We start from the raw sequence: 24,586 nt of genomic DNA, 5'->3' as shown, positions 1-24,586 counted from the left end.
TCCCCCCGGACCGGACCGTGTCTCCCACGCTAGCCGTCATCTCCGTGCTCAACCAGATCGCCGAAGGGTGTGCCATTGGTACTGTCGAGCGAGGAGAAATCGCACCAGAAGGAGGCCAACGGACCATGGCGGTGGACGCGCTCGACACCCGGATCCTGCGGCTGCTGATCGAACAGCCGCGCACCAGCGTGCGCGAGTACGCCAGGATCCTGGGCATCGCCCGCGGCACGGTGCAGGCCAGGATCGACCGGCTGGAGCGGGATGGCGTGATCACCGGCACGGGGCCCCATCTGTCGCCCGCGGCACTGGGCCATCCGGTGCTGGCCTTCGTCCACATCGAGGTCACCCAGGGGCATCTGGACGAGGTCGGCGATGCGCTCGCCGCCGTACCGGAGATCATCGAGGCCTTCTCGATCACCGGCGGCGGGGATCTGCTGACCCGGGTCGCCGCGCGGGACAACGGGCACCTCGAGGACGTCATCCAGCAGCTGATCCAGTTGCCAGGTGTGGTGCGTACGCGTACGGAGATGGCGCTGCGCGAGCGGGTGCCGCACCGGCTGCTGCCGCTGGTGGAGTCGGTGGGCCGGGCGGCGGGCACGTCTCGCTGAATACGGGGGCGGCCGCCCGGCCCCGGGGACGGTCCCGGCCCGCTCCTTGGCATGCTGAGCGCATGAGCAATGCGCGCACCCCTTCGGTCATCTTCGATCTCGACGGCACACTCGTGGACAGCGAGCCGAACTACTACGAGGCGGGCCGCAGGCTCCTGGCCCAGCACGGCGTGACCGACTTCAGCTGGGAGAACCACACGCGGTTCATCGGCATCGGGACGCGGGAGACCCTGGAGGTGCTGCGCGAGGAGTACGGGATCGAGGCGCCTGTCGACGAGCTGCTGGCCGGGAAGAACCGCCACTATCTGGAGCTGGCGCGCGCCTCGACGGACGTCTTCCCCGAGATGCGGAAGTTCGTGGAGCTGCTGCACTCCGAGGGTGTGCCGATGGCAGTTGCCTCCGGCTCCTCCCGCGCCGCCATCGAAGCGGTCCTGGCGGGCACCCGTCTGGACGCCCTCATCTCCACCGTCGTCTCCGCCGAGGAGGTCGCGCACGGGAAGCCGGAGCCCGATGTCTTCCTGGAGGCCGCGCGCCGGCTGGGCGCCGCTCCCGCCGACTGCGTGGTACTGGAGGACGCGCCGCCCGGGGCGGCGGCAGCGCACGCCGCCGGTATGCGCTGCATCGCCGTTCCGTATGTCCCGGCGACGGCCGACGACCCGGCGTTCGTCGCGGCGGGGCTGCTCTTCGCCGGCGGGCAGCAGGCGTTCACGGCGCGGGCCGCCTTCGACTGGCTCACCCCGTCCACACCGTCTTCCTGACGCGGCCGTAGCCTGTTCGGCCACCGGTCCGGTCTTTTCGGGAGGGGCTCATGGGTTCTGCCGCCGTACTCGTCGCCAATCGCGGGGAGGTCGCCGTACGCGTACTGCGGGCCGCCGCCGAGGCCGGTATGCGCACCGCTGCCGTGTACGCCCAGGACGACGCCGCATCGCCTCATGTCCAACTGGCTGACGAGGCAGTGCCGTTGCCCGGGTCGGGGCCCGCCGCCTATCTGGACGGCGACGCGGTGCTGGCCGCGGCGCGGCGGGCGCAGTGTGCGCTGCTGCACCCCGGCTACGGGTTCCTCAGCGAGGACGCCGGCTTCGCGGCGCGCTGCGCCGAGGCCGGAATCGGCTTCGTGGGTCCCTCGCCCGAGGTGCTGGGGCTGTTCGGCGACAAGGCGCGGGCCAGGGAACTGGCCGAGCGGGTCGGCGTACCCGTACTCGCCGGGACGCGGGGGGCGACCGACCTGGACGAGGCGCGGGCGTTCCTCGCGGGGCTCGGGCCGGGCGGGGCGGTGATGGTGAAGGCCGTCGGCGGTGGCGGCGGGCGCGGCATGCGGGCGGTACGCACGGCCGACGAACTGGCCCCGGCGTGGGAACGCTGCCGGTCGGAGGCTCAGCAGTCCTTCGGGCGGGGCGAGTTGTATGTCGAGCGCTTGCTGGAGGGCGCGCGCCACATCGAAGTGCAGATCCTCGGTGACACCACCGGAGCGGTGACCCATCTGTGGGAGCGGGACTGCAGCGCCCAGCGACGCCATCAGAAGCTGATCGAGATCGCCCCGGCGCCCGCGCTGCCCGAACGGATGCGGACCAAGCTGCTCGACGCGGCTCTGCGGATGGCGCGCAAGGCCAGTGTCACCGGGCTGACGACCGTCGAATTCCTTGTCGCGGGTGAGGAGTTCCACTTCATCGAGGCCAACCCGCGGCTCCAGGTGGAGCACACCGTCACCGAGGAGGTGACGGGCGTCGACCTGGTCTCGGTACAACTGCGCCTGGCGCAGGGCGAGACGCTCGCGTCGTTGGGGCTCGGGGAGCCACCGCAGCCGCGCGGATTCGCCGTGCAGGCGCGGGTGTACGCCGAGGAGCCCGGGACACTGACCCGTTTCGACGTGCCGACGGGCCCCGGCGTACGGGTGGACACGGCGACGCGCACCGGACTGACGACGGGCACCCGGTACGACCCACTGCTCGCGAAGGTGATCGCGCGGGTCCCGGCGGGTGCCGGTTTCGCGGCGGCGTGCGAGCGGACGACGCGGGCGCTCGGTGAGTTCGCCGTGGAGGGCGTACGGACCGGGATTCCGCTGCTCCGGGCGGTGCTTGGCCATCCGGATTTCGCGGCGGGCGGCACGGACACCGGCTTCGTCGAGCAGCGGCTCGCCGACGTACCGGGCGTGGCGGACGCCGACGTGCAAGCCGTCGCGGACGCCGACGCCGCCACGGTGACCGCGCCGATGAGCGGCACCGTGGTGAGCGTCGCGGTCGCCGCCGGGGACGTGGTGCGCGCCGGGCAGCAACTGCTGGTCCTCGAAGCGATGAAGATGGAGTACGTCATCGCGGCGGGCGCGGCCGGGACCGTACGGGCCGTGCCGGCAGCGGTCGGCGACACGGCGGCCGAGGGACAGCCCCTGGTGCTGCTCGACCCCGCCGGGAGCGAGCCCGCCGAGGACGGCCCGGCCGTGGAAGTCGTCGACCTCGACGCCGTACGGCCGGATCTCGCCGAGGCGCTGCACCGCCATGCGATCGGCCTCGACGAGAACCGGCCCGACGCGGTCGCCAAGCGCCGTCGCATCGGCCGCCGCACGGCCCGCGAGAACATCGACGCACTGTGCGACCCGGGCAGCTTCACCGAGTTCGGGGCGCTCGCCATCGCCGCCCAGCGCCGCCGCCGCTCGCTGGAGGACCTGATCGTCTCGACGCCGGCAGACGGCATGGTCACCGGAACCGGAACGGTCGACGGAACGCCGTGCGTGGCGATGTCGTACGACTACACGGTGCTCGCGGGCACCCAAGGGCACCAGAACCACCGCAAGACCGACCGGATGCTGCAGCTCGCCGAGCGGCGGCGGCTGCCGGTGGTGCTGTTCGCGGAGGGCGGCGGCGGGCGGCCCGGCGACACCGACACCACGGCGGTCGCGGGCCTCGATCTCATGACGTTTCACCAGATGGGACGACTCAGCGGCCTGGTGCCGCTGGTGGGCATCGCCTCCGGTCGCTGTTTCGCGGGCAATGCCGCACTGCTGGGCTGCTGCGATGTGGTGATCGCAACGCCGGAGGCGACAATCGGCATGGGCGGCCCGGCGATGATCGAGGGCGGCGGCCTCGGGGTGCACCGGCCCGAGGAGGTCGGCCCGCTCTCGGTCCAGGTACCCAACGGCGTGGTGGACATCGCGGTCGCCGACGAGCCGGAAGCGGTGCGGGTGGCGCGCCAGTACCTCTCGTACTTCCAAGGGCCGCAAGGGAGTTGGGACTCCCCCGACCCGCGCGCGCTGCGCCACGCCGTCCCCGAGAACCGACGTCGTGCCTACGACATCCGAGCCGCCGTCGACGGGCTCGCGGACACCGGTTCGGTGCTGGAGCTGCGCCGCGGTTTCGGGACGGGCATCGTCACCGCGCTCGTCCGCATCGAGGGCCGGCCGATGGGCCTGATCGCCAACAACCCCGGCCATCTGGGCGGCGCGATCGACAGCGACGCCGCCGACAAGGCCGCCCGCTTCCTCCAACTGTGCGACGCCCATGGGCTTCCGGTCGTCTCACTCTGTGACACTCCCGGTTTCATGGTGGGGCCGGATGCCGAAAAGACCGCGACCGTACGGCACTTCTCCCGGCTCTTCGTGACGGGCGCCCATCTCGCCGTGCCGCTGGTCTGCCTCATCCTGCGGAAGGCGTACGGACTCGGCGCGATGGCCATGATGGGCGGTTCGACCCGGGCGCCGCTGGCCACCGCGGCCTGGCCGAGCGGTGAGCTCGGCGGCATGGGCCTGGAGGGCGCGGTCCGGCTCGGCTACCGCAGCGAACTCGCCGCGATCGAGGACTCCGGGGAGCGGCAGCGGGCCTTCGAGGCACGCGTCGCCGAGTTGTACGAACACGGCAAGGCGGTCAACGCGGCGGCGGCGCTGGAGATCGACGCGGTGATCGACCCGGCGGACTCGCGGCGCTGGATCCTTGCGGCACTGGACGGCTGGTCGCCACCGGAGGAGGGGACGACGCGCCGGTCGTATGTCGACACCTGGTAGCCCCCGAGACCTGATGGGCGAGGGCGGCGCCCCGCCAGGGAACGTCAGCCGACCCAGCCGCTGGTGAGGCCGAGCACCGCCGATCCGTCCAGGTCGGTGAGCTTGGTGCCGGTGAACCCGCGGGCCCAGTCGGACGTCTGGATACGGAACGCGGGCCGGTCCGCCGTAAGCGCCTCCAGTACGGACTCGGCGGCCTCGGCCGGGGTCTGCGCGCCGCTGAGGAACTGCGAGACGGTGCGGTCCAGGTAGGCCTGCAGCGCATCCGCGTACGGTCCTGCGGCTGCGACCTCGGCCTCCAGGTCGACACCGATATTGCTGACGAACTCGGTGGCCACGGCGCCGGGTTCGACGACGGAGACGGTCACGCCCAGCTTGGCCGCCACCGGCGCCAGGCTCTCCATGTAGCCCTCGACAGCGAACTTCGCGGCGCAGTAGGCCTCGTTGAACGGCTGCCCGACGACGCCACCGACACTGGTGACGGTGATCAGCCGGCCACCGGAGGCGCGCAGATGGGGCAGCGCGGCCTTGGAGACATGGAGCACCCCGAAGAAGTTGACCTCCATGACCTGGCGCACATCGGCCACAGTCTCGTTCTCGAGCGTGCCGAGGTGTCCGGCGCCCGCGTTGTTGATCACGGCGTCGAGACGGCCGTGGTCGCTGATCACACCGTCGACCGCGGCGGCGACGGAAGCCGGATCGGCGACGTCCAGCTGCCGGATGTCGAGCTCCACCCCCGCGTCCGCGGCCGCCTTGCGCAGCGCGTCGGCGCGGCTGGTGTCGCGCAGGGTCGCCACCGTCCGCCAGCCGGCCTTCGCCGCGCCGACGGCGGCGGCCAGGCCGATGCCCGAGGAGGTGCCGGTGATCAGAACAACCTTGGAAGACATGATGTGCCCTTCGTCGATCACATTGAGTATTTCAGTGCGTGTACACACACCATAACCATTCTGTGCGTGCACACGCAATAGGTAGGATCGGGTCCATGGCAAAAAGGAAGCTCACCCAGGCCGAGATGCCCGTGGCCGACCACGCCTTCTACGGGCTGGTCTGGGCCGGAACCGTCCTCACAGAACGCGTGGACCGCGCCCTGAGCAAGGCCCACGATCTGCCCGTCTCCTGGTTCGAGGTCATGCTCTGGCTCGCCTCCAGCCCCGATCCGGTCCCCGCCTCAGTGCTGGGCAACAGCACCATGCTCAGCCGCAGCCAGGTGTCCCGTGTCGTCGACGCCCTCCAGGGCCGCGGGCTGGTCACCCGTACCCCGTCCCCGCGCGATGCCCGCTCCGTCGAGGTGGCACTCACACCGGAGGGCCACCGGCTCTTCGAGGAGGCCGACGCCACACGCCGCGCCTGCCTGGCGCCGGTCTTCACCGATCTCCTCGACACGGAGGACCTCGAAGCGCTCAGCAAGGTGTGGCACAAGCTCAAGGCCAACAAGGAGGAGATGGCCGACAAGGACCGCTGACGGATCCGCTCACGAAGGCGGCGGATCCAGTGCCTTGGCGATATGAAAGGCACACACCTGCTTGATCAGATAGTGGGTGCCCGCATGGGGAGCGGAACCGTTGTCGACGCTCAAGGGCTTACCGGTCATCTCGGTCCTGCGCGCGACGTCGCCGCGATGAGGATCGGGGAAGAGCTTTGCGTGGTCGTGGGCCGCAGCCACGATGTCGTTCGGATCAACGATATTCACCCAGCTCCGGATCCCGGTCGGCGGTCCGTGCGGCCTGCGACGAAGCCGGTTGTAAATGGGCGGAAGCCCCAGCGGAGAACCGACGGTGAGCAGGAGATCAACGTTGTTACGGCTTCTCGAATCCGCCAGCTCCCAGAGCGCTTCGTACGCGACGACACAGCCGAGCGAATGCCCGATGACGACCTTCGTCTTCTCATCGATATGGGCACCCACCCTGTTGAGAATGTCACGCCGCAGGCTGGTCTCGTTGAAGTAGCGGGACATCTGGCGTACCGGTGGCTTGAGGGCTTCGAGCACGGTCATGGCCGCCCTCTCGAAATACCGAAGCCGCAGCAGCCCGTGAGTGACGCCGCGGGCAGCGGCAGCCGCTCCTATCGATTCCGGAGGGTTCGCACGCACGGCAGCACCATGGCGGCCATGGCCGCCACGACGGTCGCTACCGTGCTCCCCGTGGGCTACACCACGTGGGCCCGCATCGCGGCCGGCATCGCCACTTTCCTCATCGCCGTGGCCCGCGCACTGGACTTCGGCGCCCGCTGGCGATGGCATCTGAACATGCGTTCGCGTTACTCGGTCCTCCTCGACCGGGTGGACCAGACCCAGCTCCTGCCCGTCGAGGGCAGGGCCGAAGCCCTGAGCAAGATCTACGAGGACCTGTCCAAGGTACGGACCCTCGAAAGGGGAATTCCGGGCGGCGGCTCCTTCAGCAACCTCACTCCGGGGAGTTCGTGACAGCGGTCGTCGTGACGGCGCGCGCGGCCAGGTCGTACCAGTAACGGGCCTCGGCCGGATCGCCCTCGGCGCCCGCGACATCGCCCAGGAGCGTGAGCACCGCCGCCGGGAGTGGGTGCGGAGCCGGACCCTGTGGCCGTGGGGCCACAGGCGGGGCCGAGTCAGGGGTGCCTGCCGCGGTCTCCTCGTCGGCGCCCAGCGGGGCCAGGACCGCGGCGGCTCGCTCCCGCAGGCCCGCCCGCATCAACAACTCGGCGAAGTCATAGCGCGCGTCGGCCTCCGTCTCCTGGTCGCCCGAGGCGATTGCCTGCTCGAACCACGGATAGGCATCCTCCGTCCGACCGGCCGTCGCCAGGACCTGTCCCAGCACCAGCAGCGCGCGTGGGCGATGCTGGATGTCGTCGGAGAGTGCCAGCGGGAGCAGCGCCTCCTCCGCCTCGGTGAGGAGCCCCAGCCGGAACAGGGTGCTGCCGAGATAGCGCCGCGCCATCGGTTCGATCGTCGGGTCGTCAGCCGCGAGGGCGTCCGTCAGCAGCTGTCGCGCCTCTTCAAGGTCGTTCGTCGAGCGCCGTACGACGCCGAGCAGAGCGGCAGCGCGGGGCGCGGTCTCCGCGTCACCCGCCGCCAGAGCGGCCTCCAGGAGATCCCCGGCCACCTGTACCTCGCCCACCTCCAGCAGATGCTCGCCGCGGCCGAGATAGGCGACCGCGATCGCCTCGCTGTCGCCCGACGCCTCGGCGCCGACGAGGAGTTCCTCCGCAGCCTCCGCGTCGCCCCGGCGCAGGCGCAGCACACCCAGATAGGCCTGGGCCACCGCGGTGACGTCGGACTGCTCGTCCTGGATGACCACCTGCAGCAGCTCTTCGGCGCCGCTCTCGTCCCCGTCCTCGACCAGGCACTTGGCGAGATGGAATCGCGCCAGCTGGGAGGCGGGCGCGCTGTCGGCGTCGCCCGCGGTCCGCAGATACGCCAGTCCTGCGGCCCGTTCCCCGCTGTACACGAGGACCAGGCCGAGCAGGGCGCTCGCCCAGGTGGCGGCGGCGAGATTGTCGGAGTCGGCCACCACCCGCAGCAGGCTCTCGGCGCGCGCGAAGGACCCTTCGCCGGCCAGCATCACCGCGAGGTCGATCCGGGCGACCAATGACCACTCCTGGTGTCCGGAGTCGATGGCGATGCGGTAGGCGTTCTCCGCCGCCTCGATATGGCCGTCCCGGGCCAGCAGATCGCCAAGGAAGTCCGCCGCGCGCGGAGACTGCTCGGGATGACCGCAGCCGGCCGCCTCCGCCAGCAGCTCCCTCGCCCGCGCCGTACCCTCCTCGTCGTCGGCAAGGAGCAGGGCCAGGTCGATCCGGGCGAGCAGGGACCACAGCCGGTGTCCGGAGTCGATGGCGATGCGGTAGGCGTTCTCCGCCGCCTCGATATGACCGTCCCGGGCCAGCAGATCGCCAAGGAAGTCCGCCGCGCGCGGAGACTGCTCGGGATGACCGCAGCCGGCCGCCTCCGCCAGCAGCTCCCTCGCCCGCGCCGTACCCTCCTCGTCGTCGGCAAGGAGCAGGACGGCGAGATCGACCTGAGCCGCGATCGACCAGTCGGGGTGTCCCGAGGAGACCGCACGACCGAGCCACTCCCCGGCCGCGTCGGCGTCCTCCTGGACGCCGAACCACTCCCCCAGGACACAGGCCGCCCTCGGGGCCTGGTCGGGATGGTCCGACAGGGCCACCTCACGCAGCAGCGCCAGACCCCGCGCCGTCTCCTCCTGCTCGAGCAGCACGATGGCCAGAGTGACCTGGGCGACGGGGGTGACCAACGGATGCCCCGTGCGGAGTACGGCCTCCAGCGTCTCCCGCGCGTCGTCGTACAGCCCCCGCAGAATCAGCAGTTCGCCGAGACTGACCTGGGCCAGCGGCGCGGCGTGGAACTGCCCGCTTTCCACCACCGAACGCAGCAGTTCCTCGGCACGGTCCAGATTGCCCTGGTTGGCCAGGAGACCGCCGAGGTTCGCCCGGGCCAGGGCCGTGATCTGGCCGGTGATCGATTCGCCGACCGCCCGGGACAGCGTCCAGGGCTGCTCCAACGGCTCCACCGGCCCGCCCCGCGCAGCGCCCGCCCCGGTCCCCGGTTTACCCCGCTCGGCGCCGGGCTTGCGTCCCGTACGCGTACCGGAGGGATCGCCTTCGGTCAGCATCCTGCCCAGCTGCGCCTTGGCCAGCGGAGCCACCTCGGCGTCCCCCGACTCCATGACGGCTTCCAGCAGTTGCTGGGCCCGTTCGCTCTCCCCCTGCGCGACCAGCAGACCCGCGAGAGCCACCTGGGACATCTGTGAGGCCTGGGGGTCCTTGGAGTTCATCGCGTTTTCCAGCAGGCCCCGGGCCCGAGCCCGGTCGCCGGTCACCATGAGCGCCCCGGCCAGTTCGACCTGGGCGAGCGGCACGACGCTCTCCGCGCCCGAAGAGGCCGCGTCGTCCAGCAGGGTCACCGCCGCGCTGAAGTCGCCCTGGTACAGACGTATCTCACCGAGCATCAGCGATGCCCAGGCCGAGCTGTCCTGGTCGCCCGGTGTCCGCGAGATGCGCAGCAGCATCTGCTCGGCGATGTCGGACTCCTCGCGCACCAGCGCCGTATAGGCGATCGCCAGCAGCTCGGAGGACGGTCGGGGTCCGGAGAGGTACTCCCAGGCGAACCGGGGTACCCGGGCAGACGGGTCGTCGGCCCGGGTGTCCAGATACTCCGACATGTAGGGGAACCCGGCGTACCCGGAATCCCCGTCCGGTCCACGCACCTGGCGGACCAGGGCGATACCCCCCGCCACCGGCTCCCGTGCCCAGGCCAGGCCACTCCGGTAACGGTCCTCGTCGGCGTCGAGCTGGGGGTGATGCTCCGTCAGGTAACTGTCGAAGAGATCCCGCAGTACGGCTGCGGGCAACGGCCCGATCATTCCCATCCGGTGCCAGTCGGTGGTGGCCTTCACCACCGCCCAGCCCTCGGGGCAGCTCTCCGCGCCGTCGTTGAAACGCTGCTCCAGACCGGGCGCGGCGACCATCAGCTCGCCGATGCCCCGGGACGCGAAGTCCTCCGTGGGATAGAACTCGCGGGCGACGACCGCGTCCTCCGGGGTGAGCAGAGGTGGCAGTTCGATGGCCCGCGCCTTGCCGAGAACGGTTCGGGCGATGCGGCCGACGTCGTTCTCCATGCCGGTGAGAGCGGCCCGCTGTTTGGCCGGGATGGTGGCGACCACGGTGACGGCCGGCTGCCGGCGCGCGAGTCGGTCGAGTATCTGGAGGTCCACCCCGCCGGGCTGGAGAAAGTGGTGGAGGTCGTCCAGCCAGAGCACCGCCCGGTCCTGACCGGTCGGCAGGTGCAGCCGGCTGAGGTCGTCCAGGACCCGGCGGTCCGGGCTGTCCGGGCGCGGCACGATCAGCCGGGCTCCGGGCAGCGTACGGCGCAGCGCCTCGAACAGGGTGCGGGACTTGCCGGCCTTGGAACGTCCGGCCAGCAGCACGAACCGGGACCCGGCCACGGCGGCGTCCAGCAGATCGTCCTGCGGATGGCGGGGCACATAGGGCGCGCCGTCGGGGCGGTCGCTGTACTTGGACCGGGAGACACCGATGTCATGCGGGTCCACCTGGTCGACCCGGGGAATCTCCCCGCCCTCGGTCAGCGGGATCCACAGCAGGCTCTCCAGCCGCGCCCGTAACTCCTGGGTAGTGGCGTCCCGTACATAGGGGGCGAGTTCGGGCCAGTACCGGACCAGCGTCTCGACCTTGATGGCATAGGCCGTACGCCGGTCGATCTTGGTCACGGAGTCACGGGCGACCAGCATCCCGATAACGCCCTGGCTGTTCATGTCCCACACCGGAGAGCCGGAGAAGCCCTGCTCGAGCCCCCAGCCGGTCTGCGGGCTCGCCTCCACCTGGAGCCATTCGCCGCCCGCGTGGCCGATGATCTCCCCGCGTACCGGGACGCCCTGGCGGGGATGCTCACGCGGATAGCCGTACGCCCGGAAGCGGTGGTCCCAGGTGCCGGGGTCGGTGGTACGCAGCGGGGCGGGGGCGGCCTGCGCAGGCGCGGGCGCGCCGAGTTCGAGGACGGCCACATCCCCCGTGTCGGCGCCGCTGGCAGGGTGCCAGCCGCCGGGGACGACAGTGGCGGGCACGGGCTCGTGCTCCGGGGCGTACTGGAACTGGACGAAGACCGGCTCCTCGGGCACGCCGAGCGCTGTTCCGGTCCGTACGACATGGGCGCAGGTCAGAATGTGGCGCGGGGTGACCAGCATGCCCGCGCCGACCGGGTTCTCGTCCCTGGAGCGGCGAACGCTCACCAGCCAGGGCGGGCGCTCCTGAGCCGCTGACACCGGCTCACCCCTGGGTGCCGGAGGCGGGCGTCGTCCAGTGAACCTTCACATTGAAGTGGCCCTCGACCGCCGTTTTGGCAACGATGACGCCCGCCTCGGCATTGAGCTTCACACCGAACTCGACCTCGTACTCGTCCGGGGCCAGCGCCTTGATCGAGTCGATGACGGACCGGATGGCGGGCCGGGCGGCGGCCAGTGCGTCATCCAGGCGCTGCCCGGCTTCGGCGATCCCGGCGGAATCCCGGGAGATCCGTTCCAGGCCGGGTGCGTCGTCGTCCACCTCGACCAGCAGTGAGGCCCCGTCCGGGCCCGCGAATCGCACTACCTCAGCCATGGATGTCCCCCGGAATCATCACTGTCGGAGTTCTCTCGCCAAGCGTAGTGGCGCGAGTGCCGCATGAGCGGAGGTTTGCGGCGATACGATGACGACCCGGCGACCGTCCCCCTGGGAAGGTCGCGTCATACGGGTCCGGTGGGGGACGGGGGCCGTCATGGACGACGCCAGGCGAGAGATATCCGCAGCGTTGACCGCGACCGATGTGAGCGACGAGGAAGCCGCCCTGAAAGTGCTGGGGCTGGCCTTCGGATGGGCCGCGGCCGCGGTACGCCGGGTGGACGGCGGGGCGAGCGGAAGTCGGGCGCTCTGCGCGCTCTATGCCCTGGACGACGCGCTGGAGGAGAGCCGGGCCCTGGCCCAGGCGCTGCCCGGGCTGCTGGCCGCTGCGATGCCCGGAGACCGGGGTCGGGTCGGCACCCAGGAGTTGATACGTCAGCTCACCGAGGCGACCGAGGCAGTCGCGGGCGAGCGAGCGGCGCTGGAGAAGCTGGTGGCGACGGAGGAGGCACTGCGCGGTCGGCTGGCCGAGCACGAGGGCCTGCGCCGACAGGTCGACGAACTGCGCAGGCTGGAGCGGCTGGTCGTCGCGCTGGACGCGCTGCGGGAGCAACAGCAGGTCATCGGGGACCGGCTGGCGGACCTGCGCGGCCGGGACGCCGGGGTGGACGAGGCACTGCGCACGAGCAGCGACGCCCTGATCCGCCTCTCGGACGACCAGTTGGCGGCGCTGGCCCCGCAGACCAGGCAGACCTTGGAACGGGCCGCGGCCGCGCAGAGCGCCCTGGCGGCGGAGGAACGCCGCCACGCCGACGGCACCGCGGAACTGGCCGAGGTTCAGGACCGGTTGGAGCGCATCCGAGCGGAGCAGGGCGCGCAACTGGCGTCGCTGCGGCTGCACGCCAAGGCTGACCGCGATCTCGCGCGGGCGCTCGTCGGTCCGGTCCCCGGTGGCTCCGGTGGCTCCCGTGGCTCCCGTGGAGAGGAGCACGGCATCTCGCTCGCCCAGGTCGAAGCCGCCGCGGACGACATCGAACGCCGCCTCCGCCAGGCCGACGACGCACTCGCCCACGTCCTGGAGGAGCATGACGCCCTCGACACCGGGGGCCGGGTCACGCTCCGGCGGACCGAGGGCTGACGGGACGGCTCACCGCCCGCCCGGCCCAGGGCCCACCGGCGGGTCGGGGATGTCCTCCGGCAGGAACTCCGACGGGGCACCCATGCCGTCCGCCGCGGCCAGCGCGTACCGCGCGCCCATCCGGCCCTCCATGGCCTCCAGCAGCTGGCGCACCGTACGGGCGTTGCCGAAGTCCGACGGGCTCGCGGCTCGCGTGGCTTCCAGCCAGCGGGCCGCCTGGGCGTCCGTTCCCGATCCCAGGGAATAGCCCTCGCCCGCCGCCATCCGGCGCAGGATCTCCAGCAGATCCCCGTTGGAGTAGTGCGGGAACGGCACCCGGACCGTGAACCGTGACCGCAGGCCCGGGTTCGATTCGACGAACGCGTCCATCTCCCGCGGATAGCCCGCCGCGATCACCACCAGACGGCCACGCCACAGCTCCATCTCCGGGGTCAGTGTGTCGATCGCCTCCTTGCCGAAGTCCGACCGCCCCGCGTCGCTGACCAGGCTGTACGCCTCGTCGATGAACAGCACGCCGTCCAGCGCCGACTGCACCGCCTGCTTCACCATCGGCGCCGTCTCGCCGACATGGCGGCCCACCAGCTCCGCCCGCGTCACCTCCACCACATGGCCCCGGTGCAGCAGGCCCAGTTCGCGAAGCATCCTTCCCACCAGCCGCGCCACCGTTGTCTTGCCCGTGCCCGGCGGGCCCGCGAACAGCAGATGCGGGGGCGCGAATCGGCCCTGACCCCTGGCCTGTCGCAGTCGCAGCCGGTTCGCCAGGTCCTCCAGCGCACTGCGCACTGGGCCCAGGCCGACATAGGCGTCGAGTTCCCTCAGCAGCTCACGCGGGTCGGGCGCGGGCTTCTCCAGATGGGCCCGGTAGCGCTCGGGCACATCCTCCGGGGTGACCGGCTCGTCGACACGGTCGCTGACGCGGTCCGCCCATTCGTTGAAGACGCTGTCCGCGAGGGTGCGCATCTCCCGCGCGTTGCCGAACGTCGAGCTCTTGGTGCGGTTCATCCCCTCGACGATCCGCCCCAGTTGCTCCTCGCACTCGTCGTCGGGACACAGACCCAGCTCGGAGAGCCGGCGCAGCAGAATCGCGTGCAGGGTGTCGGGAGCGTAGTCAGGGAATTCGATGACGTTCCCGGCGTCGAATCTGCTCGCCAGGCCAGGGTTCGCCGCCATGAACTCCTTCATCTTGTCGGGGTACCCGGCCACCACCACGACCAGCCGCCCCCGGTCGTCCTCCATCCGCTTCAGCAGCGCCTGGATCGCCTCGTCCCCGAACCCGTCCCGCTGGTCGCTGAGCCCGTACGCCTCGTCGATGAAGAGCACGCCGTCCAGCGCCCGGTCCACCGTCGCATCCGTCAGCGGAGCGGTCTGACCGATGTATCCGGCCACCAGGTCCCGCATCCCCGCCTCGATGAGATGCCCTCGGCTCAGCATGCCCAGATCCCGGTACATCTCCCCGACCAGCCGGGCGACCGTGGTCTTGCCCGTCCCCGGGTTGCCGGTGAACACCAGGTGCGGTGAGGGGGGTTCGGCGCCGTTCGCCCGCCCCTGGGCGCGCAGTGCGCGTTCCGCCGTCACCCGGGCCCGCATCTTCTCGAAGTGCCGCTTGACCGGGAGCAGCCCCGGCATGGAACTCAGCCGCTCCCACGGGCTGCGGCCGTCGGCCACGACGCTCTCGACCCAGCCCCGGCTCCGCAGTTCCGCACCGCTCAGCGCGCTCTCGGGGCCGGCAAGTTCCAGCAGTCGCCTCCGCCAGGTCCGCGCCTTGCGGGGGTGCGCCGACAACGCCCGCACCACCGGGGCCAGTTCCCGCCAGTCCGCGATTCGCAGCCCACGCCGCAACCGCAGTTCATGGATCAGCCGCTCCAGCTCGGCGGCCTCCGGGTAGCCGATCCGGGCGGCCCCGCCCCGGTCCTGGGCGGACCGCTGCTCCTGCACAAAGGTCGTCAGCAGCGGGAAGTCCCCTATCGCCTCGACAAAGCGCTCCACCTCCTCCAGGGACGGCTTGCGGAACACCATCAGCCACAGATTGCTGTCGTCGCTGTGCTGTGCCCAGTCCGCCATGGCTCCGGCCAGCTGCCGCGCGGCCCTGGTGTGCCGCAGGATCTCCTCGGCGTGCGAGAAGACGACAGCGGTACGGTGCTGCCGCTGCCGCAGATACCCGGTGAGCGTCATCACCCCGAACGGGTCCGAGATTCCCGCGTCCGGCCGCGGGGGCGCCGATCCACCCACGCCTGCGGGCCGCTGCGGCGCGGCGGCTCCGCCTCCTGCGGCTCCGGCACCCGGCGCCAGCAGGTTGCCGAGCGGGCCACGCAGCGTGGGATTGCGCATGACGCCCCGCGGCGGTGCCGGCCTTTCCGGGCCGCCGCGCCGCGACAGATCACGCGAGTCGGTGTCGCGGAAGTAGACAGGGTTTGCCGTGGAGCTGAAGACGATCCGCTCGTACCCCTCGGCGCGCAGCAGCCGCCACAGCGTCTGTTCCAGATGACAGACCTGGTAGCCGGTGTCGACGAAGATGTCGTCCACCCCCGGGCCGTAGAGGACGGTGAACGGTTCGCCGCTGCGCAGTGACACACCGGCGAACCGCTCGACGCCCGGCCCGGGGGCGGGCGACGGCACGGCTTGGGTCATGGCCCAGCCGTCCCCGGCCGCTGCTGCCCCCGCTGCTCGCGGTGACGGTCGATGCGCAGCAGCTCAGGATCCGGCACGCCCCGCTCACTGACCGGCTCGGACACTTGATGCCCCTCCGCCTTGAGCGCCTCCTGGATCGCGTCGGCCCGATCCCGCAGCTCGGCCTCGGCCGTCGTGTCATGGTCGTAGGAGAGCACCCGTACCACGCACTCTCCCGTGTCCTCGGCACCCTGCGAGACATCCAGCACGATCTCATTGCCGTTCATGTGGCGGAGCTTGGCGTAGTACCCGCCCCGGGGGTCGGCCCGGTCGTACTCCCCGTCGACGAGGTCGTAGTACGCGTACTCGCTCAGCGTGTGCGCCACCGCGTCGGCCAGGTTCACCCGCAGCTGCGAGGCCAGCTGACGCATGCCCGCCCGCTCCACGGTGTCCCCCAGCGAGCGCTCCAGCCTGGGCGCCTCCTGCCCCTCCAGACGGCGCAGCTCGTCCGAGTCCGTCGCGTCGTTGCGCGCACTGCGCAGCGCCTCGGTTGTCTCCCGGCGCAGTTCGTCCAGTTCGCCCTCCGACCAGTACCCGACGTCGAGGGTGATACCGGCCAGCGGGGCGCCGTCGGATCCGAGCACGGGCCGGTCCGCGTTCCCCTCGATCAGCTTGTCCATCCGTACCAGCGCCTCGACCGCCGTGGTCTGCGCCGAGCACCGGTCCAGCTCCTTCTGCTCCGTCTCCACCCGCAGTTCGCTCAGTCCGTGGTACGTGTCCTGCACCAGCGCGAGCGCCGCGTCGAACCTGCCGTCGGCCATGTTCCGCTCGGCGGTGGACAGCCGGGCCGTCAGCTTCGCCAGCTCCCCAGGGGCGTAACGCTCGTGCGGCAGCGTCCGCTCGACCAGCCCGGCCATTTCATGGGCGTCGGACAGCCAGGACCGTACGGTCGTCTCGGCCTGCGCCCGGTCCTGCTTCAGCAGGTCCACCTCCTGGGACAGCCGGGCCATCTCCGCCCGGCGCTCGGCCCGTTCAGCCGCGATCGCCCGCCGGGTGGACTCCTGCTGCTCGGCCAGCTGCCGGCGGGTCTCCTCGCGGAGCTGCCCCGCGGTCGCGTCCAGCGCCTGGTGCAGCTCCTGGGCCTGCTGCCGGAGCCTTCGTGTGGTGTCCTCCTCCAACTGCCGGGTCTGCGCGCTGAGATTGCGTACGACCCCTTCGTGCTGCCGTTGACGCTCCTCGACCGCGCGGAAGGTCCGGTCGATGTCCGCCCGCGTCTGCGCGCGTACTTCGTTCATCAGCTGCGGGAGATTGCGCTGTACCTCCTTCAGCTGCTGCGCCTTGCGCTGCAGGCGATACCACTCCGACTCGTCGACCTGGATGCGCTTCTTACCGCTCATGGTGCTGCTCCCTTCCGGGGGAGGTGGTGCCGCGGACGGTGTCGACCGCAGTGTCGAAGGCGGCCAGCAGCCCCGTCGGTGGAACACCGATGAGCAGGGCCTCCGGGCCGCTGAGGGCGATTTCGGCGGTGCGGGGACGGCCGTCGAAGTCGTATCCGCACCGCGCCAGCCTCCGGGTGAGATGGTGGACGCGCTGGTTGGAGCTGCCCCGCAGCCCGCGGCCGTCGTCCAGGGCGGCCACATACCGGCCGTCGATCAACACATCGACGGCGGCGAGCAGATCGGGCACTCCCGGGGAAGGAGGCCGGGAGCGCAGCTGCTCAAGTCGGTAGCCGGTGAAGCAGATCAGGGAGATCTCCCGCACCTGCCGGGCCAGCCGCGCCACCTCGGCCAGCCCGGCGGCCTGGAGCATCGGCTCGCCGCCGGAGAAGGTCAGCCCGTCCACCCGGGGGTCGCTCAGAAGTTCCGCCGCCAGCTCCCGGGCTTCGGCCCGCCGGGCGGCCCGGTCCGGAATCCAGTCGGGGGACATACAGCCCGGGCAGCGGAAGGGGCACCCCTGGACCCAGAGCACCGACCGCACACCCGGCCCAAGGGCCTCGGTGCCGATCCGTGTCGCCGCCACATTGAGGGAGCGGGCGCTCATCGGGGATGTCCGCTGCCGACACTGTCCCGCCCCCGCTGCTCCGGCACATAGGTGAACGAGACACCGTTGACGACCACATGGCTGCCGGGGCGGCAGGTCGCGTCCGACTCCCGGGCGCTGGAACCGTCCGGGGTGTAGCGGATCAGCAGATGGACCTGTGACTCGCCGTCGGCGACCCGCCGTCGGCCGTGGACCTGTCCCCGCCCGCCGACCGAGTGCGGCTGCAGCCTCATCCGCCGGCCACGCAGCTCAATCCGGTCGGGGATCCGGTCCTCGAACGCCGGCACCAGCAGCAGTTCACCCCGCAGCCGCGGCCGGTGAGTGCGCCGCCACAGCAGCCAGCCGATCAGCGCGATGAGCAGGACAGCGCCGATGACGGCGGGCAGCAGGACCGGCGAACCCACCGTGTCCCGCAGCGGCACCGCCGGCTCGGGGACCCGGACCCGCTCCGCCACCTTCAACCGTACGGTCGGGGCGAGAGCCTGTTCCCACGGCGACGCCACCCGTCCCGACACGAGGAGTGTGCCTTCGGCGTTCTCCGTACGCCGGTACGGGAACATGCCGTCCGGCAGCCCGCCGCGCAGCCGGACATCGAAGGAGCGTGACTCGCCCGGCTTCAGGGTCAGTTGCGACGGCAGCCCGCTCAGCGCCACGGCCGGATCGCCGACCGAGGCCTTCAGGCCCGAGACCGTCAGCGGCAGGCGGCTGGTCGTGGAGCGCAGGGTGAGGCGCGCGGTGGCGGAGCCGTCCGTGAGGTCGAGCCGGTCGCCGTCCTGCCATGCCGCCGTCACCCCCTTGCCCTGGTCCTTCGCCAGCAGCAGCTGCGCCTTGCGGGCACGGGTGCGGTCCCCGGCGCGCTGCAGATACGCACCGAGCCCCTTGACGCTGTCGGGCCGCAGCACCGTGGTGTTCGGCACCACGTCGTCGAGCAGATCCGCGCCCGACGCGCCGGTGCCCAACGGCAGGGCGTATCCGGCCAGTTCCGTTCGTTTGCCGATGTCCGTCGCCCGCTTCCTCAGCGCGGTCCATGCCTCTCCGGTGCTCTCGGGGTAGCGGGTTCCCGAGCCCGGCTGGTGGCTCCCGTCGGTGACGAGCACGATGGAGGCGATCTCGGAGGCGTCTGACCGCTCGAGTTCCGTCAGCGCGGTCTCGAGCGCCGCGCCGATGTCGGTGGCTCCCTCGGGGGTGGGCCCGGGGGGCACCTTGGACATGATCTCGTCGGTGTCGTCGGCCGGACCGATGTAGCGGGGGTCCGGCCGGGTGTCGAAGGCGACCAGGGCCACATGGTCCTTGGGCGACAGGCTCTCCAGGAACGGCCGCAGGGTCGAGCGGACCGTCTCGTACCGGCCGTCCTTCCGCATCGACCACGAGGTGTCGACGAGGATGGCGTAGTCGGCGGGCTGATCGTCCAGGCCCAACGCCGTGTAGACCTCCGCGCGCGACGGGCCGTCGGCCGCGGGCGCCGCGTGCGCGGTGACGGGCCCGGCGCTCAGTACGGCGGCGGTGAGCACGGCCGCGCACATCCGGAAGGCAGATACGGACCGGAGCGCCCGTGCTGAGATGGGGTGCTTCACGAACGCGCTCCCTTGAGATCGGTCGGCAGGGTGCCGAGCGGGAATTCGGCGGGCGTCCCGGAGCCCACCGGATGCAGTACGAGGCGGGCGGTGCCGTCGGCGTCGATGCGTACGCCCACGTGGAACCGGTCGCCGGGGGAACCGCCGGGGACGGTCAGGATGCTCACGGGCGCGGTCGCCCGCCCGTCGGTGTCGCGCACCCGCACCCGCACCGGCCGGGGGGCGCCCACGCCGGGCCGCACCCTGACGCGGTGTCCGGCGTGCTCGGCGAAGACGGTGGGACCGCCTGGTTCCAAGGCCCCGGCGGGGGTGATGACCAGTTCCTCGGAATGCGGCTCACCGCCCACGGTGCGATGGGTCGCGACGCAGACGGCGTGCGGATAGCGGTCGCCGGGGTCGATCCTCCCGGCGGCGACCAGTGCGGCGCCGAAGACCGCCGCGAGGGCGGGGTCCGTACCGGTGGGCAGCGCGACGACGGCACCCTGGCGGGCGGCGAGATGGCGTTCAAGCGGACGGAGCCGGGCCATCCCTCCGGCCGCGATCACCGGTGGGACGGACGTACCGCCCACGGCATCGTCCAGTGCGCGATCCGCTCCGGCCGTCAGTCGCCCGAGGGCGCGGCGCACCACACCCGCCGTGATCTCCCGTCCGGACACCTGATGGACGGGATCGTCGTAGCGCTCGGGATCGCGTTCCGCACGGCCGACCGCGAGTTCGAGGCGAAGCCCGGCGCCGTCCTCGGCCCGGACGGCGGCGAGCGCCCGGTGCGCCTGCTCGTCGTCCGGTAACCCGGCCCCCGCCAGCAGGGCCGCGTCGAAACCCGCACCGTAGCCGTCGGTGGGCGCATACCGTCCGCCGGCGACAACGGCCACGGAAGCGCCAGTCAGCGCGCAGACCGACACCTCCGCCGCCGTCGCGCCGAGATCGCACACCGTGTACCGGCCCGCTGTCACCGTCCCCGTGTGCCGCAGCAGCGCAAGTACCGCGTGCGGTGTGGACAGCGCCCGGATTTCCGGGGCCCGGTCCGCGTCGTGCGCCGCGGTCAGCGTGTCCACCGCCCGGCGCGCGTAATCCGCCCGGCCCTCCTGCGGCACGACCAGCACCACGCGGTCCGGCGCGCCGAAGTGCGCACAGTACGCGGTGTATGCCGTACGCAGCGACGCACTCCGATGAGATCCCGCACCGGTCTGCAGGGGCAGACCCTCTCCGGGGACCGAGCCGGGCAGTGCGGCCAGCTGCGGGGCTCCGTCGTGGCCGATCCGGGCGATCCGGGCGTAGCGGGTCCCGATGTCCATGGCGATGGCCATCACGACTCCCTCTTGGCGCGCCACGGGAGTCCGGGGAGTCCGCCCCACTTCTTCTTCTCCGCGGGCCGCTGGTCCCCCGGCTGAGGCTGCTCCTGCGTCGGCGGGTCATGCCCGGGCGGCGGACCGCCGGGCGCCGTCCAGAGGATGTCCGTCGACGGATCCCCGCCGTACTCCTGCCAGGGGTTGTACGTCGAGGGGGTGTCGTACTCCGGCTGGGAACTGGACGTGGGACCAAGCTGTTGTGGCGGGGAGTACGGCGGGGCGTCAGGAGCACTGCGCCCGTGCTGCGACGCGTCGTTGCCGTAGTAACCGGAACCGGAGCTGCCGTGGCCGCTGGAACCGGAGCTGCCGTACGAGCCAGAACCTGAACCCCCGTGTGAACCCAGCGGCGGGGAGGAGCTCCACGGCTGCCGCACCGTGACCTGTGGCAGGCCGCTCAGTTCCGCGCGGTAGCCGCGTAGGCAGTCCTCCTCACTCTCGAGGAAGCGCATCAGCGTTTCACGCAGCGCACCGGCCCGCTCATCGAGCCGGATCGCCGCGTGCAGCTTCCTCCCCAGTCCCCGTAGCCGCTCGTCCAGTGCGCGGGCCAACTCATAGGCGACCGCGGGTTGCTGCTCGCCCAGCCATGCGATGATCTCGCCCGCCATCTGCCGTGAGAAGGACAGGGACGGGCATGCGTTGGCGACGACCTGGGCCACCCGCTCGGTCGAGCCACCGTCGCGGATGATGTTCCGCAGCCCCACGACGGAATGCAGCCAGCCCAGATTCCCTCGATGGCTCAGAGCGTTCACCAGATCATCGGGCAGCCTGAGTTGGAGCCAGCGGGAGTAGTCGACGGAGAGCCGCTGGGCGAGTCCGTCGCGTACCGGTGACTCAAGACTGGGTCGTTGCTGCATCAACTGGGTGAGCACGGCCCAGCAGTTGTCGTCCGGGGCGTCCCCGAGCAGCGCCTCCGCCATGATCGGCCCCAGGTCGAAGTCGACGCGCCGGACGAGCGCGGACGCATAGTCGCCCAGTTGCTCCGGATCGGTGAACTTGCTCAGCCGCGGCATCGACAGCCCAAGGCCCGAGCCGCTGAAGTACCCGGCCACCGCACGCAGCAGATCCGCGTCCGCGGCCACGCTCGGCGCGAGGCTCGGCTGTCCGGGCGGGGCGACGCGGTCCAGCAGGTCCAGCAGCTCCCGCCACCCCTGTCCTCGGGCAACCTCGCGAAGACTCGGCCAGAGCAGGCTGATCAGGGCGGGCCGGCGGCTCGGGCCGGCGGCCTCCAGGGCGGTCCGCCAGGCGTTGGAATGCAGTTCGGTGAACTCGGCGGCATCGGACTCGGCGACGTCGTCCGGTGCGAGGTCATCGCTCAGCACCGCCGCGAATCGCAGCCATCCCGGCACGGTGCCGACACCCTGACGCAGCGCCGTCGGCACCAGTCGGAAGAGCGCCGACAGATCGGGGTTCTTCCGCCCCAGCAGCAGGCCCAACCAGGCCAGCCCCACCTCGCGTGAGCCGATCAGTATCCGGTGGGCCTCCGTGGTCGGGCCGAAGTTCCGCTCAGCCATCTGGATGAGTTCGGCAACCCATTGGGGATCCTGGTTGGGCGCCCCCACGAGGTTCACAAACAGCTCGTCGAACGCGCCTGGCTGCTGCGCACCGACTTCGCGCAACAGTTCCAGATACTGCCTGGCATGGACGAAAGTGGTCTGGGACGCGGGTACGGCGAGGATGTCCTCGGCCAGCAGCCGGGGCGTCAGCGGGCTCCAGTACCTGAGCAGGATCTCGGTCGCCTGCTGCCGCGCGGGGGACGTGGTGGAGGCCGTCCGTGCCAGGAAGACCACCAGCACGGCCAGCCGGTGCTCACCCAGCGCGGTCGACGAGTGCATTTCCAGCACCCGCCGCACATTGCGGAGTTGGCCCCGGCCCTGCCGGATCTCCTCGATCTCGGAGTCCAGCAGATCCATTTCCTTCAGCACCCGGACCGCCTCGTCGCGCTCCCGGAAAGGGATCGCCGTGGTCGCGCCCAGCAGATGGGCGACCAGCTCGACGGTGGTCTTCGGCTTCTCCCGGAGTCTGAGCAGCTCGACGAGATAGGAGCAGGCCGTGGGGCTCTGCGGCTGCGGCGGGATGCCCCCGTCCAGGCAGACCTCCTGCTGCCGCCCTCGTGCCGCGGGGGTGAAGACCAGCATCAGCTCGTGGTCGGATTGCCCCGTCCAGGTCGCGGCGTTCAGCCAGACCCGGCATCCGTACGGCAACAGCGAGCAGACGGCATCGAGAATCCTCACGCGCTCGTCGGTGTCGGGAAGGCCCGCTCCCTGCGGGGGGACGATCGCCACCTGCTGTCCGTCCAGGAGGAGTGCGGCGACGCCTGCCGCCCACTCGAAGCCCAGCCTGTCCACCGTATCGGCGGGCTCCGCGGCGGCGGTCCGGGGTACGTCGATCGCCACCGCGGCCCCGGTCGCCGGGTGGGACTGCGCGGTCAGGGTGGGCCACTGCACGGCGGCGACGGCCCGGTTCAGTGCGGTCCAGGTCAGACCGGCGGCACTGGCCGAGGACCATTCGAGCAGAATCAACCGCCAGGCGTAGCTGGGGGCGCCGGTGCCGTCCCGGCTGCCGTCCCAGACCGTCTCGACCACCGCGCAGGCCGCGGTCTCGCCCTCCACACCGCTGAGGAACACCCGCCAGGGAAGCGCTCCCCTGCCGTCCCGGTCGTCGGGAGCGCCGACGGCGGCGGCGCCCCACAGAAAGTTGCCGGCTCGTCTCTCCGGCGGGCTGCTGCCCAGGACTTCGTACCCCATCGTCTGTCCCGGGTATTTCCCCAGCACGGCCCACTGCGCGGTGAGCGGTTCACCGCCGGAGCGGCCCTGAGCCGGGAGCGGTACGGAGCCGTCGCCCGGAGCCGGGAGCGGCGCGCCGCCGACGCGCGCGGCGGAGCCGTCCGCCTGAGCCGTGAACCGCTCGTCGCCGGAGCCGTCGTTCACCGCCGCTTCCCTCCCTTGCGCTTACCGGTGCGGATCCTGCGCTCCAGGTCGATCAGGGGCTCAAGGACGTTGATGGGCTCCGGCGACGTGCAGATCCGGCGCTGCCCTTCGACGATCTCCACGTTTGCGTAGTTGCGGTAGTCGAAGACGTGCTGGGGGTTGAGCCGGAAGCCGATCGCCGAGCTTGCGTAGTAGGAGATGTTCTCCGGGTGGAAGAAGCTGGCCAGTGCGTCTCTCACCAGCCTGGCCGTGGCCCCCCGGAAGTCGTTGCACATCCACCCGAAGAAGTCCGCGCCCAGGCGCTCGGGTACCCGGGGGAGCTGGGATCCCACGGAGTCCTGGGTGACCCAGCCCGCTTCCACTGCGGGCCGGAAGACCTCGGGGTGGTCGAACTTGGCGACACAGACGGAGACATGGTGCGGCAGCCGGTTGCGGATGTGCCCGCCCGAGTCCCGGACGCGGGTGTTCAGCTCGGTGAGCGCGGCGTGGAAGAAGTTCAGGCTCTGCGTCGCCTCCACGGCATCGCCCAGCGGGTCGAAGATATAGATCAACCCCTTGGCCCGCGCGAGCTGGTCGATGATCGCCGCGTGCTGCGGATGATCCCGCCGGAACACCTCGCCCGACGGGTCATGGATCTCCAGGACGAAGTCGACCTCACGGCCACGCGTCCGGAACGCGCCGGACGCCGGCTCCTCACCCTGGAAGGACCAGCTCATGCCCTTCATGCCCGTGGTGGCGTCCGGGAAGACGCGGTCACGCGTCAGCCGCGCCACATTGTCGACGAGGAAGTCGTTGGCGTCCTTGGTCATGCCGCTGACCACCCAGTTGCCCCGGCCGTGTCGCTGGTACTGCATGGCCGCGATCGGCAGTGCGGCGAGATAGGTGGTCTTGCCGGAGCGCGGCGCTCCCCACAGGCCTATGCGGACCGGATCCGGAGCGCCGTCGGAACTTCCCTGCGGTCGCATCGGAATCCGCAGCGGTTCAAGATTTCCGTCCGGCACGGGATTGGCATGCTGCGGGGACTCGTAGGTGGGCGCGGGCGGCACGGGCGGCGCGGGCGCAGACGGCGGCCCGGCCCAGTGCGGTGCGGCCGGCGGCGGAGTCTCGGCCGGAGGGGGGATGACGGACTCGACGGGTCCGGGCCCGGAGGGCTCGGCAGCCGGGGAAGGCAGCGCGGGCCGGGCGCCGTTGGGACCCTGCTCATCGGGGTTGTAGTACTTGTTCGCGGACATGATGTCTCTCCTCGTA

General features: G+C 71.4%; 17 protein-coding genes. 6 read left to right on the top strand and 11 right to left on the bottom strand.

The genetic code is table 11. The features are described from left to right. Positions 1 to 125: 125 nt before the first annotated feature. The 3 genes from OG729_RS34420 (at position 126) to OG729_RS34410 (ending at position 4,599) form a co-directional block, all read left to right on the top strand. Entirely contained in the window at positions 126 to 608 is a 483-nt protein-coding gene (locus OG729_RS34420; protein ID WP_405809841.1) for an Lrp/AsnC family transcriptional regulator, read from the top strand. Between the two features lie 62 nt (positions 609 to 670). Then, complete coding sequence (locus OG729_RS34415) at positions 671 to 1,366, top strand: HAD family hydrolase (RefSeq protein WP_405809839.1); 696 nt, start codon at positions 671 to 673, stop codon at positions 1,364 to 1,366. A gap of 50 nt (positions 1,367 to 1,416) precedes the next feature. Continuing rightward, a complete protein-coding gene (locus OG729_RS34410) occupies positions 1,417 to 4,599 on the top strand; it encodes a carboxyl transferase domain-containing protein (RefSeq protein WP_405809837.1) in 3,183 nt (1,060 codons plus the stop codon). A 44-nt stretch (positions 4,600 to 4,643) separates the two neighbouring features. On the opposite strand, the gene OG729_RS34405 is transcribed toward OG729_RS34410, so the two are convergent. Next, entirely contained in the window at positions 4,644 to 5,483 is an 840-nt protein-coding gene (locus tag OG729_RS34405; protein WP_405809835.1) for an SDR family NAD(P)-dependent oxidoreductase, read from the bottom strand. A 95-nt stretch (positions 5,484 to 5,578) separates the two neighbouring features. Between OG729_RS34405 and OG729_RS34400 the strand changes: the two genes are divergently transcribed. Beyond that, the gene (locus tag OG729_RS34400; RefSeq protein WP_360870924.1) at positions 5,579 to 6,058 is read left to right on the top strand and encodes a MarR family transcriptional regulator; all 480 of its coding nucleotides are present in this window, start codon (positions 5,579 to 5,581) and stop codon (positions 6,056 to 6,058) included. Between the two features lie 9 nt (positions 6,059 to 6,067). Here OG729_RS34400 and OG729_RS34395 read toward each other — a convergent pair whose 3' ends face one another. Next, entirely contained in the window at positions 6,068 to 6,589 is a 522-nt protein-coding gene (locus OG729_RS34395) for a hypothetical protein (RefSeq protein WP_405809833.1), read from the bottom strand. Positions 6,590 to 6,703: 114 nt separating this feature from the next. On the opposite strand from OG729_RS34395, the gene OG729_RS34390 reads away from it, so the two are divergent. Beyond that, on the top strand, positions 6,704 to 7,018 hold the full coding sequence (locus tag OG729_RS34390; protein WP_405809831.1) for a hypothetical protein: 315 nt from the start codon (positions 6,704 to 6,706) through the stop codon (positions 7,016 to 7,018). Here OG729_RS34390 and OG729_RS34385 read toward each other — a convergent pair. Beyond that, positions 6,999 to 11,369, bottom strand: a complete 4,371-nt coding sequence (locus OG729_RS34385) for a tetratricopeptide repeat protein (RefSeq protein ID WP_405809830.1) — start codon at positions 11,367 to 11,369, stop codon at positions 6,999 to 7,001. The two genes, OG729_RS34390 and OG729_RS34385, sit on opposite strands and share 20 nt — an antisense overlap. A gap of 4 nt (positions 11,370 to 11,373) precedes the next feature. After that, complete coding sequence (locus OG729_RS34380) at positions 11,374 to 11,703, bottom strand: CU044_2847 family protein (protein WP_360870918.1); 330 nt, start codon at positions 11,701 to 11,703, stop codon at positions 11,374 to 11,376. 157 nt (positions 11,704 to 11,860) lie between these two features. On the opposite strand from OG729_RS34380, the gene OG729_RS34375 reads away from it, so the two are divergent. Beyond that, entirely contained in the window at positions 11,861 to 12,841 is a 981-nt protein-coding gene (locus OG729_RS34375; protein ID WP_405809828.1) for a hypothetical protein, read from the top strand. Between the two features lie 9 nt (positions 12,842 to 12,850). On the opposite strand, the gene OG729_RS34370 is transcribed toward OG729_RS34375, so the two are convergent. The 7 genes from OG729_RS34370 to OG729_RS34340 are packed head-to-tail and all read right to left on the bottom strand — an operon-like array spanning position 12,851 to position 24,570. Continuing rightward, positions 12,851 to 15,469, bottom strand: a complete 2,619-nt coding sequence (locus OG729_RS34370; RefSeq protein ID WP_405809827.1) for an AAA family ATPase — start codon at positions 15,467 to 15,469, stop codon at positions 12,851 to 12,853. Continuing rightward, positions 15,466 to 16,845, bottom strand: a complete 1,380-nt coding sequence (locus OG729_RS34365) for a hypothetical protein (protein WP_405809825.1) — start codon at positions 16,843 to 16,845, stop codon at positions 15,466 to 15,468. Before OG729_RS34365 ends, OG729_RS34370 begins: the two co-directional genes overlap by 4 nt. Continuing rightward, positions 16,835 to 17,488, bottom strand: a complete 654-nt coding sequence (locus OG729_RS34360; protein ID WP_405809823.1) for a 4Fe-4S single cluster domain-containing protein — start codon at positions 17,486 to 17,488, stop codon at positions 16,835 to 16,837. Before OG729_RS34360 ends, OG729_RS34365 begins: the two co-directional genes overlap by 11 nt. Next, positions 17,485 to 19,062: a vWA domain-containing protein gene (locus tag OG729_RS34355; protein WP_405809822.1), complete on the bottom strand. Its 1,578-nt coding sequence runs from the start codon at positions 19,060 to 19,062 to the stop codon at positions 17,485 to 17,487. The genes OG729_RS34360 and OG729_RS34355 overlap by 4 nt, the downstream gene beginning before the upstream one ends. Next, positions 19,059 to 20,369 carry a hypothetical protein gene (locus OG729_RS34350; RefSeq protein WP_405809821.1) on the bottom strand — a complete coding sequence of 437 codons (1,311 nt, stop codon included), beginning with the start codon at positions 20,367 to 20,369 and terminating at the stop codon, positions 19,059 to 19,061. The genes OG729_RS34355 and OG729_RS34350 overlap by 4 nt, the downstream gene beginning before the upstream one ends. Then, positions 20,369 to 23,338, bottom strand: coding sequence for a hypothetical protein (locus tag OG729_RS34345; protein ID WP_405809819.1), 2,970 nt, complete (start codon positions 23,336 to 23,338; stop codon positions 20,369 to 20,371). Before OG729_RS34345 ends, OG729_RS34350 begins: the two co-directional genes overlap by 1 nt. Beyond that, entirely contained in the window at positions 23,335 to 24,570 is a 1,236-nt protein-coding gene (locus tag OG729_RS34340) for a hypothetical protein (protein WP_360870894.1), read from the bottom strand. Before OG729_RS34340 ends, OG729_RS34345 begins: the two co-directional genes overlap by 4 nt. Between the last annotated feature and the right edge of the window lie 16 nt (positions 24,571 to 24,586).

The organism is Streptomyces sp. NBC_00210, assembly GCF_045160975.1.
GTDB lineage: Bacteria > Actinomycetota > Actinomycetes > Streptomycetales > Streptomycetaceae > Streptomyces.
This window is presented reverse-complemented; position numbering and strand designations above follow the sequence as displayed.

Excerpts from the sequence above, each read along its gene's own strand:
- OG729_RS34420 (WP_405809841.1), top strand. The coding sequence starts at position 126 with ATGGCGGTGGACGCGCTCGACACCCGGATCCTGCGGCTGCTGATCGAA.
- OG729_RS34415 (WP_405809839.1), top strand. The coding sequence starts at position 671 with ATGAGCAATGCGCGCACCCCTTCGGTCATCTTCGATCTCGACGGCACA.
- OG729_RS34410 (WP_405809837.1), top strand. The coding sequence starts at position 1,417 with ATGGGTTCTGCCGCCGTACTCGTCGCCAATCGCGGGGAGGTCGCCGTA.
- OG729_RS34405 (WP_405809835.1), bottom strand. The coding sequence starts at position 5,483 with ATGTCTTCCAAGGTTGTTCTGATCACCGGCACCTCCTCGGGCATCGGC.
- OG729_RS34400 (WP_360870924.1), top strand. The coding sequence starts at position 5,579 with ATGGCAAAAAGGAAGCTCACCCAGGCCGAGATGCCCGTGGCCGACCAC.
- OG729_RS34395 (WP_405809833.1), bottom strand. The coding sequence starts at position 6,589 with ATGACCGTGCTCGAAGCCCTCAAGCCACCGGTACGCCAGATGTCCCGC.
- OG729_RS34390 (WP_405809831.1), top strand. The coding sequence starts at position 6,704 with ATGGCCGCCACGACGGTCGCTACCGTGCTCCCCGTGGGCTACACCACG.
- OG729_RS34380 (WP_360870918.1), bottom strand. The coding sequence starts at position 11,703 with ATGGCTGAGGTAGTGCGATTCGCGGGCCCGGACGGGGCCTCACTGCTG.
- OG729_RS34375 (WP_405809828.1), top strand. The coding sequence starts at position 11,861 with ATGGACGACGCCAGGCGAGAGATATCCGCAGCGTTGACCGCGACCGAT.
- OG729_RS34370 (WP_405809827.1), bottom strand. The coding sequence starts at position 15,469 with ATGACCCAAGCCGTGCCGTCGCCCGCCCCCGGGCCGGGCGTCGAGCGG.
- OG729_RS34365 (WP_405809825.1), bottom strand. The coding sequence starts at position 16,845 with ATGAGCGGTAAGAAGCGCATCCAGGTCGACGAGTCGGAGTGGTATCGC.
- OG729_RS34360 (WP_405809823.1), bottom strand. The coding sequence starts at position 17,488 with ATGAGCGCCCGCTCCCTCAATGTGGCGGCGACACGGATCGGCACCGAG.
- OG729_RS34350 (WP_405809821.1), bottom strand. The coding sequence starts at position 20,369 with ATGGCCATCGCCATGGACATCGGGACCCGCTACGCCCGGATCGCCCGG.
- OG729_RS34340 (WP_360870894.1), bottom strand. The coding sequence starts at position 24,570 with ATGTCCGCGAACAAGTACTACAACCCCGATGAGCAGGGTCCCAACGGC.